Origin of the sequence: Chryseobacterium indologenes, assembly GCF_002025665.1 — a bacterium.
GTDB classification, from domain to species: domain Bacteria; phylum Bacteroidota; class Bacteroidia; order Flavobacteriales; family Weeksellaceae; genus Chryseobacterium; species Chryseobacterium metallicongregator.
This window is the reverse complement of the sequence record NZ_CP018786.1, coordinates 1,284,778-1,304,863: the sequence shown is the minus strand read 5'-3', so window position 1 is coordinate 1,304,863 and position 20,086 is coordinate 1,284,778. Positions and strand designations below refer to the sequence as shown.

Below are 20,086 nucleotides of genomic sequence, written 5' to 3'. Positions count from 1 at the left end.
CGGCATTGACTGAAGTATTTTCTTCTATCTGTAAGGCTATGAAAGTGATTACCTACCGAAAGAGCGGTACCGCAAAACGTCATCGCCGGCAGATTAGCTTGTACAAGGATAACTGCAGAATTACCTCGTGTAGTTCCCAGAGAACTTCTGTTCCGGTTTTTGCTTTCAAATATCTATTGGCAGCATCCGGAATTGTGGCAGTAAAGCCAAGTGATGCCACATTTGCCTGAGCCACTGCGGGTAAAGAAGAAACAGCTTTTCCATTCAACAGGTACCAACCGCTGTGGTCACCTGCTAAAACACTGTATTTTATATATCCAAAAGGCATATCTTCTGTAGACAAGCGAAACCACTGGGTTCCGTTATTTGCGTAAAGTCCTTCACTTACACTGGCATTATTTATTATAGACAATTATTCCTTTAATATGCTGAGAAAGTGGAGAAGCACTGGTTATATTGACCAGAGATGCCCGAGAAGGTAACAATCCTTTATTATTGGTATACATTTCCAGTATTGCATTTTGATCCGGTGTAGGAGTATTGATTCCCACTTGTCCGCTTATAGTATGATAATTACAAATAATCATCACTAAAACTATTATAAATTTTATTTTTTTCATCGTTTATTAACTTCCTAAATAAATGAAAACATTGGTCACCAAATAACCGGAAGTAATGCTTATGGGTTGAGAAATACCTCCTGAGCCGAATGACAAACTATGGGTATGAGCTCCGGCAGCGGCTGTATTGTAGGTCCCTGATGTATTATATGCTACTGGATTATTGGCTCCACTTCCACTATTTACAGAAACGCCTGTTCCTCTGTCAGTATAGGTATTTATATGGGTACCACCATAGTTGTACTCCCCGCAAAAATAACATTTGGAAGATTGAACTGTGCAAGAGTTATAGCAGCATTTCCTGTCAGAGAGCCCAACGTTTCTGATACATCCTTTGTTTTAATAATTCTATCATTTGCATTGGGTAGATTGACTGTAAATCCAAGACTTACTGCTCTTGCCTGTATATTTGTGGAAGTGAAGAAACACCTCTTCCACCAAATAAATACCATCCTTTATGATCTGCTGATGCAAAACTGTTTGAAATTGTACAATAAGGATAATCGTAAGAAACAGCATACCAGCTGATTCCGTTATTTTCATATATACCTTCAGAAACATTGCTAGAATTGGCAAGATTATAGGTGATCATTCCTTTTACATGAGCAGATAAAGGTATGGGAGATGCAGTATTGGTGAGACTGTTTCTCATAAGCAGTACTCCTTTATTTGCAGACGTGACATCTAAAATAGAATTGGAACTGGGGTACTCGTTCCAACCCCACTTGTCCCTGAACAGTAATTGAGACAAGAACCTGAATAAAAATAAAATAATTTCTTTTTCATCGTGTATTTTTTAAAACTAAAAACCTAAATAAATAAAAGCATTGGCCGCCAAATTCTTTGGTTCCATATCAATGCTTGCGCTGGATCCACCAGAACTTACCTGGACTGTATGAGAATGGCTGCCTGCCGAACCTATATTTTGATTGTTCAGCTGGGCTGTATTGGCAAGCTGAACTCCCCCATTGCCGTGACGCCAAGGCTTATCGCCTCTATCATCATATTGATGACTGTGTGCCCCGTTACTGGAAGATGTACCGGTATAATTAATATTGGGTAAGTTCTGTTGTACACGAGTAATTGTTTGTGTACCTCCTATACTTAACAATGCAGACAATCCTTTTTGTTTCAAATAATGGTCTGTGGCATTAGGAGGCTAATTTATCAGTCCAATTTTAGCTGCATTGGCCTGAACTCCTGTGGACAATAAGGTTAAATTTCTTCCATCCAGCATATACCATGCAGGCCCATCAAATACTGCCCCTTTAATATCGACAAACCTCTCTACAAAGAGAGTAAATCTGACTTCTGAGATTGCTAATGTATAAAAATTGTTAATGGCAATACACCTTTTACGTCTGATCTACGATCTAATTATTGAATAAATAAAGAAACAAAAAAAAACAGGAGATTACCTCCAAATATGATACGTATAAGATACGTAAATTAGCAATAATAAAAGGCAGCAGAGCGTACTTTATTTTCTGGCAATATTCTGAATCCATATATACAGATCTTCATCAGTAGGAATATTAAATTTTTTACGAATATTATATTTACGGGTCTGAACAGTTCGGGGAGACGTAAAAGTAAATTCTGCAATATCTTTAGTGGAAAAATTCAGAAATAAATACGCACAAAAGGTAAGTTCACTTGTTTTCGAGCGAGGGGAAATTTCAAGCAATTTATTCCTGAACTCAGGATATACTTCATTAAAACGGGTAAAAAATTCCGGTGAATTTTCTTTAGCTAACTGAACAACTTCAAAAAAAGATCCACCCAGTTTTTGCTGAAGAATTTCTGTTTCCTTTTCCTTCATCAACAAAGCATTTTCTTTTTGCAACAGCGTCTGAACTGTTTCTGAAATTAACTTTTTATTTCTTTTGTATGTACGAAGATACACCACAGTCACCCCCAATAATATAACAAAGAAAAATATGGAAAACACAATTAAAACTGTGTGATTCTTCTCAGATGCTTTCTTAATCTTATCTTTGAGGATTTCATTGGAAATATATTCAATAGATTGTTTATTTTCTAAATTTAACCTACTTGCTAGTAGTAAGGCCTTCTGATCATATTCTTTTGATGTTGATATATTTCCACTCTTTGAATATGCAGATGCTATCAAAGAATAAAGCTCAACTTCCTCAGACTTAAATTTGTTTTTCTTTGCATTGTCTAAGGCCAGAAAATAATGTTTTAATGCTGTTTCTGGATTATTCTTGCTCATCTCCATAAGTCCTCTTCCCTTTTCATTGGCAGACGTGTAAGGAAAGCTGTACTTCCTGATCAGATTTTCAGCTCTAGCAAAAGAATATGCTGCAGAGTCATATTTGCTTTTATATGTATAATACTGACCCAGCGAGGAGTAAAAATTAATTGCATTGGGAAAAACATTTTTTTCATTGGAATTATCTAAAACATTTTTTTCCTTTTTTAAATATACATACATTGAATCAAACTTTTTGGCTTTCTCATAAGATTCAACTAAATTCTGAAAAGCCAGAGACAAAGCCTGTTTTCGCTTACCATCATCCTTTATTCTATCGATGTATCCAATTCCTTCTTTGAATAATTTAATAGCTGTATCTTTAAACTCCATGCTACTATATATCCTTCCCCTCATTCTGCATATTTCTGAAAGTACTATAAAATCAGATTGTGCGAATTTTTCCTTTTCCGCAATAGAAAGATATGTCAGGGCTTTTTGATAATCACCCAAATCATACAATCCACTTGCTATAAATACACAGGAAGTAGTTCTTCCTCTTGAGTAACCTATTTGCTCGCTTTTAGAAAGTACAGTTTTTGAATCCATTACAAATTTTACGACATCAACATTAAACTGATTATTATACGCAACCAGGATAAGGCTGTCTATTTCTTTTTTAGTCGGAAGCTTGGCTGTAAAGAAAAGGGGAACGAAGAACAGTACCAATAATTTTTTTTTAATCATAAATGAATTTTTCTCTGTTGTATTCTTTAGCAAAATATAATCATAATTATCTCAACGCAAGCAATGGGACTCTGCTCTAGCATTTATTCTTATGAACCAATTCCTATTTGAGCACTAACGTGATAAAAAAAAGAATCATATAATAGTTGAGTCTGTTACATTATTCAATTAGTCTCGATTTGCGATGAATTAAATCAAAATTGGAATTGCGTTAATTTGAAAAACAAAATCACACATCAGGGTCATCTTTTAATGATAATTCCTATATAGTATTATTACAGCAAATTTACAACAATCTTATAAAAAAGATCTTACTGCATTCGCACTCAAAAATACAAAATCCTATTTTACAACATATTACATTTATTTGCAGTATAAATGCAGTTACCTAAGAATCATAATAACCCTCTTTGTTACAGCATTAGGATCCATTTGTTAAAATCAATATCAGCAGCGATCCCAAGCTTTTTTCTAAGCCTGTATTTCTGTGATTCAACAGTGCGGACAGATATATGGTTGTACTGGGCTATTTCTTTATTAGAAAAATTAAGCCTTACTAATGCACAAAGCTTGAATTCTTTAAGAGTAATGTTAAGACATTGCAGTAACAAACTATTATAAAATTGAGGGTATGCCTCTTCAAATTTCCCCAGGAATGCAGGATCATTATGGATAGCCAGTTGTACCAATTCATCAATCGATGAAGATAATTTCTTCTTAAGAATTTCCGTTTCTCTTTCTTTCTCCATAATAAGGACATCCTTCTGCTTCTCTTTCCTTTTGCTGCTTTTATGTAAAACTACAAATAATGTGATGCTTAGTAAAACGATACCAACAAATATATAATAAAAAAAATATTTCTTATGTTTTTCATTTTCAATATTCTCATCGAGAATTTTTCTTATCGGAATATCTAAGATATTTCTTTCCACATTATTAAGACTATCATTTAATGCAATATATTTTTCCAAATATTTATTTGCTCTTTCAATATCATTTTGTTTTTTATAGGTTTCATAAATATGTTGATAAGTTACTCGTTCAGACTTTTTCAATCCAATTTTCTTGACTAGTTGTAGCGACTGGAAATAGTATTTCAACGCTTCCTCATATTTTTTCTTCTCAAAGTAAATTCCTCCATAAGACAGCAATATTCTAGATTTTCTTTCGGCAGGCATCTGATTGAAATAAGAATTAGCTTTATTCAGATAGTACTCTGCTGAATCTAACTTTTTGCCTTTGAGATTTCTTTCAGCAAGAGAGACGTATAATGCAGAATTCACAGGTAATTTGCGTTCCATAGCATACACAGAATCTATGATACCTTTTTCCTGGAAAGCAATCATTTTCTGATTATAAATATAATTGAGTTTCCGGTTTCTTTCTTCGGCATCAGGAATACGATAGGCAAGACGAATAGCCTTATTAAAACTTAATAACGATTCCTTATATAAGCCCAAACCATGGTAGTTCTTACCGTAAATTATATTAAGCCTTGTTATCAGAACTGGATCATTAAATTCTTTCAGCTTTTTCTCTGAAATCGACAGAAAGTAAAAACTCTCTTGATTCCTGTTTACCCCACATAAATAATTGGCTAAATCAATATATGCTCTGATCTCACCTTTTGTATAATTTAGTTCCTTAGACCGCTTTAGCAATTTCTTCTCCATAGTAATTACTCCATTATAATCACCATTTTCCATTAGTCTTTTTGTCTCCTTTGTTTGCAGACTATCTATATCTAATGTGGAATATATCTGTGCATTTAATTTTATCGTGAAAATTAAAAGTAAAAGGGCAATTATACATCCTTTATTATAGTTTAAAATCATAATTCTAATCTTAAATATATTTTTTATAAATATATCATTAAAAATTCACTTCTACGAGATTAATCTACTTACCAAACATATGTAGTCACATTCCTTGTTATTACAAAGATATTATTTCGCATGTAATTTTATCATTTTTTTTTCAAAGCATAACAAAAGTCGTAAACTCAGGAAACAAAACAGAACAACAATTCATTAATATAGTAAGTAACAAGGATTTAAACCAAGAGAATAGAGAATCATATGGTGATAGAATTAATTACAAGAACTAATGTTTCATTCTTAAAAAGTGATCTATTAATCCTTTGATTTTCCTTGACGATAGACAGTGCGTTTTCATAAATTCTGATTCCTTCTACGGGCTGTAGGTATTTGTAGTAGGCAATCTTGATATCTTTTACGAGCTCACGCTTATAGACCTCCAGCTCAATCTTCTGTAAATTTGTCTGCTGCATATTAATCCTTTTGTTGTAAATAATCTCATAGTTCAGCAGCGGCATCGTCGTATGAAGCTTGACATCATAAAAATTGTTGGGATTGATCAAGACCGACTGGTTCTGCAACTGCGGAAAAGTACTGGAATTGGTGATCTGATTCAAAGTACTGTACACTGGATTCAGCATATCCCCAATAGGAATATCTATGGTCCTTCCACCGTCAGCAATGGTATAATTGCCCACCAAAGCAACATTAGGATAAAATAGCGATTGTGCTTCTTTAAGAGCAAAAAGGCTTTTGTTGATGTCGAAGCTTTTCTGCCTAATGACCTCATTGTTGGTCAAACCAATCTTAATATAGCGGTCCAGATGATTTTGTGCGTGGCCTAAAAAGCCGAGATACAGCAGCAGAACCAGTGATAGATTTTTAATTTTTATATACATTGTTTATATTTTGAACATTGTTCATTTTTTAGGACAAAAAAATTGTCTTGTTTATTAATTAATTACTGTTGCATTTAGCAAACTACTATTCCAACAGTCGGTAAACTTACCACACTGATACAATGTACTGTTTACTATTATTCAGAATTTTGACTCAATCAAATGTATTACTTTGCCTTTTAAAGATTTAATACCTTTGATTTATTTGTTGAACGCTTCCAAAGACAACTCTGCATTAACGCCAACGCCAGCTACAGTTCCGGATGATACAGACAATGAAACCGCACGTAATGTGTTAGAGTTATCACCGGCGGCATATACACCATCCACGCTTGTTTTCTGTAGGGTATCTATACTGATCAGACCTTTCTCAGTAATCTCACAACCCAATTTCTCAGGAATATTGCACTGCTGGCGAAATGGTACTGGCGAATATACGGCTTCAAACCGTTCTGATGTCACGTCAGAAAAGATGATCTGATCAACATAGCCATTATGATGCTGTATTTCAACGATCTTCTTTTCAATAATCTTAACACCATTTTTTTGAAGTGTAGCAAAGCTGTCTTTATTGCCTACATTTTTGTCTGAGATAATTAAAGTGACATCATCGGTCAGATTCTTGATGAGAGAGGTAAAATAGATCAAACGGTCTCCTTCTGCTAAGATTGCTGTCTTTTTATTCCTGAACTCATATCCGTGACAGTAGGGACAATGGATGACAGAAATTCCCCAGCACTCTGTGAAACCTTTGATGTCGTGCATCGTATCAGATAGGCCTGTTGCGAAGATCAATGTTTTTCCTTTAAATGATTTACCATCTGAAATGTTGACCAAAAAACCCTCTGATATTTTGCTTCCTTGGACTGCGAAACCGTCATAAAACTCAATAGTAGGATATTTTGAAACCTCTTCTCTGGCAATCGCCGCGATCTCTCCGGGCGGTAGCCCGTCCCTGGTCAGGAAATTATGCGAATGTGGAGTTTGCTTATTGCAGGGAGTTCCACTATCGATGATTAAGACATTTCTTAGAGAACGTCCCAATGTCATGGCAGAAGCAAGTCCTGCATAGCTGCCACCGACGATAATTGTGTCGTACAATTTTTTGTTTGTTAATGTCATAGCAATGTTTTCAATTTTGAAACTATTATATTTTTATTGGATAAATTTTGAACAACGTTCATTTTTTACTAAAAAAATTACAATTTTTCCAACATTCTTAAATACTCGTTATAGCCTTCCGACATAATAGTGTCGGGGCTACTAAATTTAACCCCTTTGGTTCTTTGACTGATTTCAAGGCTGCACATCCCGTGCACAAGACTCCAAATCATAAAAGACAGTGCTTCGGAATTATGATCCTGAAAATGTCCATGATTCATACAGTCCTCCACTGTCTTTTTAACATATCCGAACGTTTCGCTCCCTTCCGGCCATAGATCGTATTTCTGCTCTTCCAGGTAATCCATCGGTGCCTTTAAGTTAAACATGAGATCATACATCTCTGAATTTTCCAGTGCAAACTTTATGTATACGGAACCCATTTTCTTCAGCCTTGTCATAGGATCCTCAAGTTCAAAAAGTTCTTTAAAGGCTTTTCCCAGCTCCTTAAAACCAACGGAATGCAAATCATGGAAAATAGCATTCTTATCTTTGAAATAGACATAGACAGTTCCGACACTATAATTAATTTCATCCGCTATATTACGGATGGTTGTATGCTCGATACCTTTTTCTACAAAAAGCTTTTTTGCTGCATTTAGAATCAATAATCTCAAGGCCTCTTTTTCCTTCTGCTTTCTTTCGCTGATACTCATTATAATATTTTATTATGCAAAGATATAATATTTTTTGAACAATGTTCATTTTTTGATCGACATTATAATTGTTTAAGTCTATTTCATTAATAGAGAAGTAGCAATGAATTTTTAAAGTTTTTGCTTAAATTAGCTCAAATAAAACCAAAAATAAAAATATTGCGTACACGTTCGTTAAGGTAAACATGATGGATTAGTTATTTCAGAAATTCTTTCCAAATCTTCAATCAAATATTTCGATATTTCTTCGGTTGTGGGTACAAGACCGGAAAGAGGTGATAATTCACTTTCTTTCCGGTTTTTTTTCATACCTAACTCATTGTTTATCTGGTATATATAAGAGAGCAAAACATTGGGTCGGGTGGTTCGATAATGATTTTTTGAAAATTGCAATTTTTCAGGAAATATCGAACCAATTATTTTACGTTTTACCTCGATATCCCCATCAGTATAGACTTTCGCAAGGTCTACTAGGTTCGATAATGCTTGGTCTAGTAGTTTTTGAAAATCTATTTTCTTATTATCCTTTCCTTTAGTTAATTTAGCTTCGAGCTTTTCAATTTGTGCTTTACAGTCGGTCTTAATTTCAAGATAATCTTCATCATCAATGACTTCCTCCATCAGTTTATTTCTTGCCTGTTTCAATTTACTGTTTAAACGATCTATTTCTAATAGAATTGCTTTCCTTTCTCTTTGGGGATTATTGATTAATTTTTCAAAATTTTGCCTCAGTACTTTTTTCAAATAATTTTTTATAGATATGCGCATTTCCAATGACTGCAATATCTCTAAAAATTTAGAATTAATAATCTCAGATTTGTAACGGTATGAACACGGGGACTGGCAATGATAGTAATAATATTTATTTCCAGAACGTCCCGTAGAGGCACTGCCTGTAATCAAATGACCACATTCCGGACACACAAGGAAACCTCTTAATGGCAAATTATCGTCAGACAGTACTTTTACATTAGGTCTGGCTGGATTCACATTTCCATCCATTATACATTGAACTTTTTCGAATAGTTCTTCACTGATCAAAGGTTCATGAATACTTTTAACAAAATGAGCCTCCTCTTCATTGAATTGCTCCACGTAAATTTTCCCACAATATGCGGTATTCCGTAAACTTGCAAGAAAGGCACTTATCTTAACTGACTTTCCTTCTTTTCTGTTCATCATATCCATGATTTGGCTCGCTGAATAAATGCCTTTGGACATTTCATTAAATGCCCATTTCATATTGGAAGCTTCCGGTTCCTTCGGAATTACATACTTTTTCCCGTTTTCCGTTATTCTGTTAGCGTAGCCATAAGGTGCCCTTCCCATTAATCTGCCTTCTTTTTTAGCACGGCGCATTCCATAATAAGTATTCAGAGCGCGCCTGTCGTTTTCAACTTCCGGTGCAGCAAGATATATAGCCAGCATCATTTTATTTTCAGGAATTGAAAGATCTAAAGGTTACTCAATGGCCTGCGGTTCAACGTTAATTTTCCTAAGTATGTTAATCATTTGATACGCATCGCCAGCGTTCCTGCTGAAGCGATCCCATTTTGTAAAAAGCAGCAGATCCGTTTTTGAGCTTTTTTTCTTTAGCGTATCCAGTAATTTAATCCACTCTGGCCTGATAAAAGTCTTGGCTGAGTAATCTTCATAAATGATTTGACCTACTTTAATGTTATTGTTTTCACAATAACGTTTTAATCGTTCCTCCTGATCTCTTTGCGAGTATCCCTTATCTGCCTGCTCATCAGTTGACACACGGATATATAAATCGGCTTTTTTCATATATAAATCTTAGAAAATATTATTGTTCTAAAAAACTCTTAATGGTAATTTTTAAGAGCATCGTCAGAAAGCTTAAAATATTTTTCGCCTCCTCAATGCTCAATTCAATTCCCTCCTCTTCTTTAAAAATCTTGATAATCTCCTCTATGGTAATGTTACTAATTTCAACTTTCTTCTCCATACCAATACTTTTTTAATAAAAGTATTGGACAACTGTTCTGAAATTAAACCCAGACACTTATGCGATGTATTTGGCTTTTAAATATAAATGTCTAACGCTTGAAACATGTAAAATCAAACGAAACACTTAACATCAACCATCAGGCGGAAAAAATTTTTATTTATAAAAGATGTGATTACGTTTAAATTTATTTTTTAGGTGCAACAAGAGAAAATTGATGCAAAGAAATTCATCATTCTTAGATTCAACTAAAATACAAATAAAATCAACATTGTTAATTTAAACATTCATTTCATATACAAAAACAGGTTATTGACTGCTATTACACGAAACATTTTCCATAATAAACCGGTAAAAAGGCAGCTAAGGTATTGTTGCCAGCCGTCTTGCTAATCCAACCAAAAGACTACGGCATAAACGGTTTCCTCCCTAAAGGTACCCTCCAATTATTCCGTTTCCTTTTGTTTTTTTTCATTGTCAACACTTCATATCTGCTTTCTTTTTTCCGGTTTTTCTTTTGAAAAATATTCAGCGAAGCCTGAAAGGCTTTTAAGAAATAGAATGGAGAAGAGATTGAAAAGGCTTTTGATCCAGAAAAGATACATAACATTTCAAAGATGTTTTAAATAGTGTTTTAAATAGTGTTTTAAATAATGTTTTAAATAAATGCTTTTTTAACTTAAGTACGGGAAACAAAAGGCTCTGCCGTACTCAGAGCAATAACAATGAAATATAATATTGTAAATGAGATCAAATTGATCTACACAAGAAAAGGAAATGCTGAAAAAAAAGTACTGAACTCCCAGGATGCTACAGATATTTTCAGGGAACATTTTGATGCAGATCAGATCGACTACAGAGAGTCATTTTACTCAATGTATATGAATCAGGCTAACAAGGTCTTAGGAATACAAAAAATATCAGAATCTGGAATTACCTCTTCTCTTGTTGACATCAGAATCATCATGCAGGGAGCTCTATTATGTAATGCCGTATCATTTATTATAGCCCATAACCATCCTTCCGGAAACCTTACACCTTCTCGCGAAGACATAGGCATCACACAAAAAATAAAGGAGGCTGCCCAACTATTAAATATTAACATGCTTGATCATTGTATAATAACTTCAACCGACTCCTTCTCTTTCTCCGATGAAGGTATTTTATAAGGGACTTAAATTTCTAAAAATAAGAATCCAGAGCCGGTTCCCGGTCTGGATTCTTGTGGCGTCGCGGAAAGATGCTTGTCCTTTAGGAGGCCAACCATCTTTCCGCAAATACTAAACAATACTTCTCAAATTAGATGGTTTTATTTGAAGTGGAAATATATATTTGTAAGCTAAAGAAATAGTATTTATCCGTTTAGCTTTTTGTTGTTGAATTGAAATTCAATTTTCTCCTCATTTCCAAAACTGTCTGAGAGCCATACCGTAAATGATTGTGAAACTTCAGAGGTTGAAGTATAATACAATCTGAACTCTTTCTCATAAAGAGGATAAATATCATTAGGAAAGTAAGGTTGAGTGTTATAATACTGCAGCTTTCCTGCTCCCTCAAACTGAAAATATCGAAGATAATATTTGGTGTCAGCAAAATTACCTTCAGGAATAATTTTGATACGGATCTCCACATACTCATCTTTAGCGATATCCTTAGGAACAGGCATAACCGACACCTTAAAAGGATAATTCTGCTGAATTTCCAAATCATCTTTTTCACATGATTGTACAAATAGTCCAATCACAAATAGTAGCAAGAAACACTTTAGTTGTATTTTAGCTGTATTAATTATATTTTTCATTTTTCATTATTTTTAGAAATTATATCTTATTCCTACCCCCAGCAGAGAGTGAAAATTAACCATTTGACTATTTTTCAAAAAGCGAAGTTGCCCGTTGACCAGGAAAACTAAATGCTCAGTCAGATAGCTTTCAATAGACAGCTTACCGTTCGTCCCATAAATAAAATTACCTGTAGAGTTAAGCTTTGATCCATCATACAACAATTCATCACCTCTATTAATCTGCTCGTAACCAACAAGACCTCCAATTCCCAGATTAAAATTGACATTTCGCATGAAGTCTCCCCAAACATAAAAACTGTACCCACTGCTCAGCAGGAAACTATCTATCGGGATATCGCCGCTTGTGTATTTATAATATTTTCTACCATATTCTGCCAGTCCAAAAAAGTAATTACCATTCTTCGAGTAAGAAACAAGCCCAGTACTTAACATATAATTTTGTTTTTCTGGAGATTTTGGAAATACCGAATAGGTAAATTCAACACCAATTTGCTTAGGAATCATCTGTTGAGCAAATATTTTGCTACCCATTATCATCATGAAGATGACTGTTAAAAATATTTTGTGCATCTTACTCCGTTTTAATGGTTAAACTGTTTATCAATCTTGCATGAACAAGATCTTCATTTTCAAGCTGTACTTTCAGATGCCTTCCCCCATTCTTTTCCAGAATTTCAATCTCCAAAACCTGATCTTTTAAGAGTGTAAACTGATCAAGCATATAAATCCCTTTACTGTCTGAATGATCAGCTATTATCCTTTCCGGGAAATAGGTACGAACCTGCTTTAAAATCTTATCCTGAACGACCGTTCGCTTTAAGTTCTTTTTATCGACAATTTTAAAATTGACCCATTCAATAGCATACCCCACATTACTTTGATTCTTAACCTGCAATGTGAAATAAAACTTGCTGTCATTAACGTGCAGTGCCCTGACTGAAAACTCAATTCCGTAGCTTTTTGAAACAATATGTTTAATAGTTCTGTTGCTTTTCCTGTAAAGATTTTCCATAAAAAGCCAGATGAGAGAAGTTGAGCTTCCTTTAAGATCTTCAAATAATACATCAGCATACTGTCGCTCCATACCTCTCTGAAGTTTTACTAAATCATAGCTGAGTATATCGGGATAAGAACTGTAGGATGCGTCAAAACTGTAAAATTTTCCATCTTCAGTAATGACCGAAAAATTAGTTTCTTCTTCAAAATCCCTGACGGCTGACTTAACCCGAAGAACGTTTCCTATAGGATCTGCCTTATTGGCAACCAAGAGATCACTTCCCAGGTCAACATATCGTATTGATGTAGGAAATATCAAATGGCTGGTTTTATTGTAGGTAACTTGTATCCTGAAAGGCTCTAATTTTCCCTCTTCCAAGGAATAATAGGTTGTCACGGAATCCTGCCCAAATGCCTTGCTTACTAATAAAAGTAATAGCATAATGAGAATATAATGACTCTTTTGTGTATTCATTTTTATTTTTTTTGATTAGTTATTTTTAGGTAAGAGTAAGACCTGATGGCCAGCTTTTACAGTTACTTTCAATTGTCTGACTCTTTTCTGAAAATAGCCCGACAATCCCTGTACTACTCCCCTGCTCAGATCAGCTGCAATCTGTTGTCCTGCTGATTGGGTCATCATAATATTAGTGCCTGAAGTCTGGCTCATATTAGCTACAATGTCGCTTACCGCATTCTGCTCCGCTGAATAAGGAACATACAATCCCATCTGACCGTCAGTGTCATAAACATTGATTTCTACAGGATAGATATTATCTTGAGATTGAATGGAAGATATTTTTAACTGAAGCCTCCCACCCTGAAATTTGCTTACTGCAATCAGTAAGCTCCCCGCTGGAATTTCAGCTCTTCCGACTTTCATCGCTTCTGAAAGCCTTATAGATAATGTACTTTCATTGACCAAAGTCTTAGTTTCATAGACCACACCTCTTATTGCGTTTTTTGTTTGAACTAAGTTTTCTGAATCATTTTGACTGTCATAAAATCGATTCTGATTCAAACCTGCGACAAAAGCACTATCCGACTGGTCTCTGTATAATGAGGAAACAACATTGGAACGTACCGGTATTGCTGAAGTCAGTTTAACCTTCTTTTCCGTTGGCTTTTCGATCTCTTCTTTTTCTGCTGGTTTTTCCTGCTTTGGCATCGTTGGAAGATACTTAGCAGCCATTTGATACGATTTTTCCATGAGCTCTAACTGGTCGTTGATTCCCAGACCCGCAGGAACGGCATGATTTTGCATTGACTCATTCTTTAACCTTGAAATTTCTTTCCTCAGATTATTGACCTCCTGATTATCCCGATTATAGAAAGAGCTTAAGGTCTGCTGTGCATTTCGATAACTGTTCAGAGCATTCTGATCGGATTGCTGAAGTACACTTTTAGTGGATGTTGAAGAAGGTGGGTTGCTATTATAGTTTACACCGTTCTGGTCATTCCAGTAATCTGATAAAGTTGTTATTGAATTTCTCTTTTCTTCATTCTTTTGCTCTAATAACTGCTGCTCATAAGCCTTTTGCTTATCAGACTGCAATTGACCGTCTTTTGCCTGTGGAATAGCTGCATTAAAGCCAGCCTCTTCAATAATGGTATGATCGGTTTTGGGCTTAAAGATGAGATAAAAGCAAGATGCACATACAGTAGCCATCAAAAAGTAGATGAAAGGTTTCTTTAGTCTTTCCCATTGAGCCTTGGGATGATCATTCACTCCGTTAGAATTTTGTGAGAGATCATTTTCTGTCACTCTAATTTTCTCTGAATCTTTCATATTCTATTTTTTAGTGGATGAGTTTACTATTTCATTATGCTTCGATTCTTTTTCGATAGGTTTCTTAGAAATGCCGTCAATATGATTGATAGACATGGTATTATTTCTTCGAGTTGTAGAAATACAGATATTGACAATGACGATGACAGTTATCAAAACATAACTACCAAAGAAAACCTTGGTTAAAAATCTTTGTCTATATACCGGAAGAACTTTCCAATGAGCTTCTGCCCATAGAATGTAATGTTCGATTTTATCTCTTAGTTTTTTCATTGTGGTCATATTAGCGTTCAACCGTTTCGACATCTTTATTTTCAATCACATTGAATTTTTCAATTGTAAATCCTTGTGGATTGCTGTCAGACCTTACAGAATTAACCAATGAACAGTTCGTAATTAAGTTTCTGGTGGTCAAATTACTTGATCTGATAATGAACTGTCTTGCATATGTTTTTACGACATATGGATAACTATCGAAATTGGCGACAACACTGTCTACTTCAATTCTTTGTTGGATATTTCCAGAGATGATCCTGTTATAATATCCTTTCTCCTGAAGGTCTTTGTAGTAGTTGAATGCAGATTGGTCAGCCAAATTGAAAGCCCTTTTGATATTACTTTCAATAGCATTCTTATCAGGTGCTATGGTGAAGAACAATTCGTGAAATCGTCTCACATGCTCTCTTGCTTCTACAGGTCTGTTAATTGACATATCCTGCGAAAGGGCTACCATCAATGATTTGCCGTTATCCAGCAAATAGATCTTTTGACGCTGCTCTTCGGCAAACTGGTAGGATTTAAAGACAACTACACCTACTACTCCAAAACACAACACCGCAAAAACGAATGTAAACAAACGGATCTGCTTGAAGCTGCTCTCAATATTTCTTAACGTTTTAAATTCCATAGAACAGTAATTTTTATTTTAATAATCTTCCCGAAATATTTCCTGTTGCAGAACCTACTGCCGCTCCTGCGACATTACCTGATTTCGTAGCAGTCTGGTTCACATTACGCATAAAGTTGCCTGCACCTCCTGCCTGAATCACCCAGCCAGTTACCGTCGGTACCGTAAAATAACCGATGATGCCGATTACCATATAGATGATGTATACTGTATTGGAGGTATCAGGAATGAAAGTGGGATCTGCGAGCATCTCGATATCCCGTTCTAAAATCAAAGTCTGTATTTTGGCAAGAATGGCACTGAAAATATCAGCAACAGGAAGCCATAGGTAAACACTGATGTATCTTGTCAGCCATTGGCTCAACGTCGTCTGAAAACCATCCCATACAGAAATGGCAAATGCGATAGGTCCTAATATTGAAAGGACAATCAGAAAGAAGGTTCTGATGGTATCAATAACTAAGGCTGCCGATTGAAACAGAATTTCAAGAAATTCACGAAAACCATCTCTGATATCTTTCTTGATGGCAAACATTTCCCGTTCAATATACATTCCGGACATCGTGACCAAATCCGATGGTGACCATCCGAGCTCTTCCAGCTTCTTGTCAAATTCTTCGTTTGAAATAAGGTAAGCCATCTCCGGATTCCTAAGCATCGCTTCTCGTTCTAAAAGATCCTTTTTCTGCTGCAGCTCGTTCATATCCAAGACCTGATTCTCCAGCATTGAATGGCTTCCCTGAACGACGGGACTCATTACCCCATTAAGACTTCCTAAAACCAATGTGGTAAAAAACATAATGCAGATGCCTATGGCAAAAGGTCTCAGCATGGGAAACAAATCAATCGATTCTGCACGGCTCAATGACTGCCAGACTTTTAGTGCTACATAGAATAAAGCGCCTAATCCTGCGACCCCTTTTGCCACAGCAGCCATATCAGCGCACATCGGCATCATTTCCTCATAAACGGAACGTAGGACTTCATGTAAGTTGCTTGGTTCCATCTTACCAGTATTTTTGATTAGAGGTTCCGTAAAGATCTAACACCCTTTGGGTGTTATTCTGTTTTTTTGCTCTGAGATAACTAACCGAAATATTTTTATTGGTATAGTATCGTACCAGATTATGATACGCTTTGACCTCTTTATAAACCCGGTCAACAACATCCATCCTTTCTTTATCATTCAGAGAAAGACCGTTAGAAGTGATGATCTCTTTGAGTTCTTTCAATAGCTCCGTGCTCTCCGTAAGAAGCGCAGAATAACCATTGGCAATGGAAGCTAGTTCCTGAGTATTAAAATTGGGGTCATTCAGCATTTTACCGAAATTGTTGACATACATCTCAGAAACATCACCCACTAAAAGGACAGTCTGCTGAACCTTTCTGGCATCTTTGACCAGATTATTGATGGCTTTCAGCTGGTCATAATACTCTTTACCCTGTTCATATACTTTCTTAACTTCATTGAAGTTCTTAACAACGTTAGATACCGTTGAAGAAGTCTGTACAATTTCATTGGCTGAGTTCAAAATTCCCGAAGCTAGGTTTGCAGGGTCTGTTACGACAAATTGTGCTTTTGTATAGGTTACGGTAGCAAAGAATGCTACCATTAAGGTTTTAATGATTAAATTTTTCATTGTTGTACATTTTTAAATGATTTAATGGTCTTTTCTATTCGATTTGATTCTCTTAAGAGAAATCCTCTTGATGGCATGTTCGACATTGCCGTCAAGTTCCGATGCAAGATTCATCACTTCCATCTTTTCCGTTTCTTCTGTAGTATATGCCAGATATTCTTGTGTTGAAACTTCAGTGGCATAGACTGCAGAGTGCGTTCCACCCAGTCCAATCCAAACTTCCTTGTAAAGTCTTCGTGGATCATTATTCATATTGATCGACAGCACCTGGGACTTTTCTTTATCAGTCAATCCCAGCATCGCCTGAATATCATCGAACTTGTTCATATACTTCCTTTGGTCAAGAAGAATCTTACAATCCGAATTATTAATGATACTTTCTTTCACAATCGGTGACTGAATGATATCATCGACTTCCTGAGTTACCACAATGGCTTCTCCGAAGAATTTCCTGACGGTCTTGAACAGGTACTTGATATACTCAGCCATCCCCTCCTTGGCAATGGCTTTCCAGGCTTCTTCGATGAGGATGAGTTTTCTGATTCCTTTGAGTCTCCGCATCTTATTGATAAAGACCTCCATTATGATAATGGTTACAATAGGGAACAGAATTTTATGATCTTTAACAGCATCGATTTCAAAGACAATAAAACGTTTGGATAACAAGTCCAGCTGCTTCTCTGAATTGAGCAGATAGTCATACTCTCCTCCTCTATAGTAAGGTTCCAGCACATTGAGAAAGTTGGCAATATCAAAGTCTTTTTCCCTGACTTTCTTTTGCTCCAATACTTTCTGATAATCATCTTTGACGTACTCATAGAATCCGTTGAAAGAAGGATGCTGGTCATCGGTTTTAATTCTTTCGATATATCCGCTGACTGCATTGGAGAGTGCCACTTCCTCTGAACGGGTTGGTGGTTCATCGTCTCTTTTCCACAGGGTCAGAATCAAGGTTTTTATACTCTCCCTTTTTTCAATGTCAAAAACGCCGTCATCAGTATAGAATGGATTGAAAGCGATAGGATTGTCCTCGGTATAAGTAAAATAAACCCCGTCCTCTCCTTTGGTTTTTCCTTTAATGAGTTCACATAATCCCTGATAGGAATTTCCGGTATCTACAAGAAGAACATGCGCTCCCTGCTCATAATATTGTCGCACCATATGGTTGGTGAAGAATGATTTACCACTGCCCGATGGACCAAGGATAAACTTATTTCTATTCGTAATAATCCCCTGTTTCATCGGCAGATCTGAAATATCCAAATGAATAGGCTTTCCAGTCAGGCGATCAGCCATCTTGATCCCAAAAGGTGATGGTGAATCCTGATAGTTGGTCTCTTCTGTGAAAAAACACAAAGCAGGTTCGATGAATGTGTAAAAGCTCTCTTCACTAGGAAAATCGCCTGCATTACCGGGAATTCCTGCCCAATATAAGGTAGCTGTATCCGTGGTATTATGACGGGGCTTACATTCCATTAAGGCTAGCGCACTCCCCGTATCATTCTTTAACTGCTTTAGCTCAAGTGGATTATCAGACCAAGACATCACATTGAAATGTGCACGAACAGATTGCAGACCATAAGAATGCGCTTCATTTAAATACTTTTCAATCCATTCCTTATTGATCTGATTGGCTCTGCTATATCTTGCTAAAGAGTGCATATTCCTTGCAGATTTTTCAAATTTGCGAAGATTCTCATCACTATTGTCGATGAACAGATATTGGTTATAAATGTGATTACAACTGAGCAGAAGTCCCACCGGAGAAGCAAATGACAGAAGACAATCACTACGGTCGGTGCTTAACTTCTCATACCGACTATGTGATGAGACAGTGCCTGGTAAATCCTCCGTGTCCGATAAGGTATGCATAGTGATCCGGTTATTACCGATTCGCATTTCTTCTGAGCCTAATTTGATGTCCTGCAATGATGGATGGGTTTCACGGGACAGAGTCAGATACTGTTCCAGTAGTCCTGATCTCTCAGAAGTTCCTGATATCTCATCTTCTGTCATCCTTTCCAAATGGATATAACCGCTGTCATTCATAATCCGCTCCAGCTGATCGACCGCTTCAAGAAAACGACCAATGACTTCTTTGTCTTTAATCTCTTTTGGAATCAGTTTTCCTTTACAGAGAGAAGAAAAATTGCTCTGCATCCGCATTCTCTCCTTACTTGTTTTTGTGATAAACAGGTAGCAGTAATGATTTAAAAAGGGCCTCTCATTGAAATGCCTTTCAAATGATTTGGAAAGAAAACTCTGGTCTTCTTGTGACAAATCAGGATTGTAGTTTTCTTTCATAAACCAGTCCTGTTTGTGAACGATGGTGAAATCCGGGAGTGTTTTAATCGCTTTAAACCAAGCGGAATGCATGGCTTCATACTCAGCGGAAGCGACAGTAAACAGTTCGGGGAGTCTGACCTTAAAGCAAACCGTAACATCAGCGTCTTTTGAAATGATACAGTCATTTTCAATCGCAAGCAATGGGAATTTACTTTCCAAGGTTGCTGCTTTGGAAGAATTTCTCATACTTCTGTTCTTTTACGATTGTTTCTCAAATACCGATAAATACTCTTTCGACTGATGATGTATTTTGGATGTCTCTTGCGTGCGCCTAATTTCATCAGACCATGTTCCCCGTATTTTCCATTCAGTGCAAAAGTCTGCCCGGTAAGAAGTCCACTGCTGACTCCTCCGAGAATTAAACACAGATAGGTATTGACGCCTGCCATATACATAACCATGATACAGATCAATATTCCTAAGAGTCCTCCACTGAAGATAAAGAGATATTGTGCTTTAAGTCCCTTGAACTCTACCGTCCTTCCTATTCCTTTATTGATATGATAGGTATTCATAGTCG

23 protein-coding genes are annotated in these 20,086 nt (G+C 36.0%); 1 reads left to right on the top strand and 22 read right to left on the bottom strand.

All coding sequences use genetic code 11. The features are described 5' to 3' along the window. Positions 1 to 79: 79 nt before the first annotated feature. From BUE84_RS06005 to BUE84_RS24540, 12 genes are all read right to left on the bottom strand, one after another. Positions 80 to 412 carry a hypothetical protein gene (locus tag BUE84_RS06005; protein WP_047432847.1) on the bottom strand — a complete coding sequence of 111 codons (333 nt, stop codon included), beginning with the start codon at positions 410 to 412 and terminating at the stop codon, positions 80 to 82. Next, entirely contained in the window at positions 396 to 587 is a 192-nt protein-coding gene (locus BUE84_RS06000) for a hypothetical protein (RefSeq protein ID WP_145953218.1), read from the bottom strand. The genes BUE84_RS06005 and BUE84_RS06000 overlap by 17 nt, the downstream gene beginning before the upstream one ends. Before the next feature lie 421 nt (positions 588 to 1,008). Continuing rightward, positions 1,009 to 1,272: a hypothetical protein gene (locus tag BUE84_RS05995; protein ID WP_047432852.1), complete on the bottom strand. Its 264-nt coding sequence runs from the start codon at positions 1,270 to 1,272 to the stop codon at positions 1,009 to 1,011. Between the two features lie 150 nt (positions 1,273 to 1,422). Next, complete coding sequence (locus BUE84_RS05990) at positions 1,423 to 1,755, bottom strand: hypothetical protein (protein ID WP_079240887.1); 333 nt, start codon at positions 1,753 to 1,755, stop codon at positions 1,423 to 1,425. Between the two features lie 345 nt (positions 1,756 to 2,100). After that, a complete protein-coding gene (locus tag BUE84_RS05985; RefSeq protein WP_047432857.1) occupies positions 2,101 to 3,582 on the bottom strand; it encodes a tetratricopeptide repeat protein in 1,482 nt (493 codons plus the stop codon). A gap of 413 nt (positions 3,583 to 3,995) precedes the next feature. Then, positions 3,996 to 5,417 carry a tetratricopeptide repeat protein gene (locus tag BUE84_RS05980; protein ID WP_047432860.1) on the bottom strand — a complete coding sequence of 474 codons (1,422 nt, stop codon included), beginning with the start codon at positions 5,415 to 5,417 and terminating at the stop codon, positions 3,996 to 3,998. 239 nt (positions 5,418 to 5,656) lie between these two features. Continuing rightward, positions 5,657 to 6,298, bottom strand: a complete 642-nt coding sequence (locus BUE84_RS05975) for a TolC family protein (protein ID WP_052187025.1) — start codon at positions 6,296 to 6,298, stop codon at positions 5,657 to 5,659. Between the two features lie 201 nt (positions 6,299 to 6,499). Then, complete coding sequence (locus tag BUE84_RS05970; protein ID WP_238594374.1) at positions 6,500 to 7,348, bottom strand: NAD(P)/FAD-dependent oxidoreductase; 849 nt, start codon at positions 7,346 to 7,348, stop codon at positions 6,500 to 6,502. A gap of 149 nt (positions 7,349 to 7,497) precedes the next feature. Continuing rightward, on the bottom strand, positions 7,498 to 8,115 hold the full coding sequence (locus BUE84_RS05965; RefSeq protein ID WP_047432865.1) for a TetR/AcrR family transcriptional regulator: 618 nt from the start codon (positions 8,113 to 8,115) through the stop codon (positions 7,498 to 7,500). A 174-nt stretch (positions 8,116 to 8,289) separates the two neighbouring features. Beyond that, positions 8,290 to 9,546 carry a recombinase family protein gene (locus tag BUE84_RS05960; protein WP_238594373.1) on the bottom strand — a complete coding sequence of 419 codons (1,257 nt, stop codon included), beginning with the start codon at positions 9,544 to 9,546 and terminating at the stop codon, positions 8,290 to 8,292. Positions 9,547 to 9,576: 30 nt separating this feature from the next. Then, positions 9,577 to 9,903: a recombinase family protein gene (locus BUE84_RS24765; RefSeq protein WP_238594372.1), complete on the bottom strand. Its 327-nt coding sequence runs from the start codon at positions 9,901 to 9,903 to the stop codon at positions 9,577 to 9,579. A 19-nt stretch (positions 9,904 to 9,922) separates the two neighbouring features. Next, positions 9,923 to 10,084, bottom strand: coding sequence for a hypothetical protein (locus BUE84_RS24540; protein WP_167348773.1), 162 nt, complete (start codon positions 10,082 to 10,084; stop codon positions 9,923 to 9,925). A gap of 725 nt (positions 10,085 to 10,809) precedes the next feature. Between BUE84_RS24540 and BUE84_RS05955 the strand changes: the two genes are divergently transcribed. Continuing rightward, positions 10,810 to 11,253 (top strand): JAB domain-containing protein, encoded by a 444-nt coding sequence (locus BUE84_RS05955; RefSeq protein ID WP_007846375.1) that lies wholly within the window; start codon positions 10,810 to 10,812, stop codon positions 11,251 to 11,253. A gap of 185 nt (positions 11,254 to 11,438) precedes the next feature. On the opposite strand, the gene BUE84_RS05950 is transcribed toward BUE84_RS05955, so the two are convergent. The 10 genes from BUE84_RS05950 to BUE84_RS05905 are packed head-to-tail and all read right to left on the bottom strand — an operon-like array spanning position 11,439 to position 20,081. Continuing rightward, positions 11,439 to 11,885, bottom strand: a complete 447-nt coding sequence (locus BUE84_RS05950) for a DUF3872 domain-containing protein (RefSeq protein WP_002980926.1) — start codon at positions 11,883 to 11,885, stop codon at positions 11,439 to 11,441. A gap of 12 nt (positions 11,886 to 11,897) precedes the next feature. Then, positions 11,898 to 12,458 (bottom strand): conjugal transfer protein TraO, encoded by a 561-nt coding sequence (locus tag BUE84_RS05945; RefSeq protein WP_047432732.1) that lies wholly within the window; start codon positions 12,456 to 12,458, stop codon positions 11,898 to 11,900. Position 12,459: 1 nt separating this feature from the next. Next, positions 12,460 to 13,359, bottom strand: coding sequence for a conjugative transposon protein TraN (gene traN, locus BUE84_RS05940; protein ID WP_079240885.1), 900 nt, complete (start codon positions 13,357 to 13,359; stop codon positions 12,460 to 12,462). Positions 13,360 to 13,374: 15 nt separating this feature from the next. Then, on the bottom strand, positions 13,375 to 14,673 hold the full coding sequence (traM, locus tag BUE84_RS05935; protein WP_079240884.1) for a conjugative transposon protein TraM: 1,299 nt from the start codon (positions 14,671 to 14,673) through the stop codon (positions 13,375 to 13,377). A 3-nt stretch (positions 14,674 to 14,676) separates the two neighbouring features. Beyond that, positions 14,677 to 14,946 (bottom strand): hypothetical protein, encoded by a 270-nt coding sequence (locus BUE84_RS05930; protein ID WP_238594371.1) that lies wholly within the window; start codon positions 14,944 to 14,946, stop codon positions 14,677 to 14,679. 10 nt (positions 14,947 to 14,956) lie between these two features. Then, complete coding sequence (gene traK / locus BUE84_RS05925) at positions 14,957 to 15,580, bottom strand: conjugative transposon protein TraK (protein WP_079240882.1); 624 nt, start codon at positions 15,578 to 15,580, stop codon at positions 14,957 to 14,959. 13 nt (positions 15,581 to 15,593) lie between these two features. Continuing rightward, positions 15,594 to 16,586 (bottom strand): conjugative transposon protein TraJ, encoded by a 993-nt coding sequence (gene traJ / locus BUE84_RS05920; protein WP_079240881.1) that lies wholly within the window; start codon positions 16,584 to 16,586, stop codon positions 15,594 to 15,596. Position 16,587: 1 nt separating this feature from the next. Then, the gene (locus BUE84_RS05915) at positions 16,588 to 17,193 is read right to left on the bottom strand and encodes a DUF4141 domain-containing protein (RefSeq protein WP_079243863.1); all 606 of its coding nucleotides are present in this window, start codon (positions 17,191 to 17,193) and stop codon (positions 16,588 to 16,590) included. Between the two features lie 48 nt (positions 17,194 to 17,241). Further along, the gene (locus BUE84_RS05910; protein ID WP_079240880.1) at positions 17,242 to 19,752 is read right to left on the bottom strand and encodes a TraG family conjugative transposon ATPase; all 2,511 of its coding nucleotides are present in this window, start codon (positions 19,750 to 19,752) and stop codon (positions 17,242 to 17,244) included. Beyond that, a complete protein-coding gene (locus tag BUE84_RS05905) occupies positions 19,749 to 20,081 on the bottom strand; it encodes a DUF4133 domain-containing protein (RefSeq protein WP_079243862.1) in 333 nt (110 codons plus the stop codon). Before BUE84_RS05905 ends, BUE84_RS05910 begins: the two co-directional genes overlap by 4 nt. Positions 20,082 to 20,086: the final 5 nt, after the last annotated feature.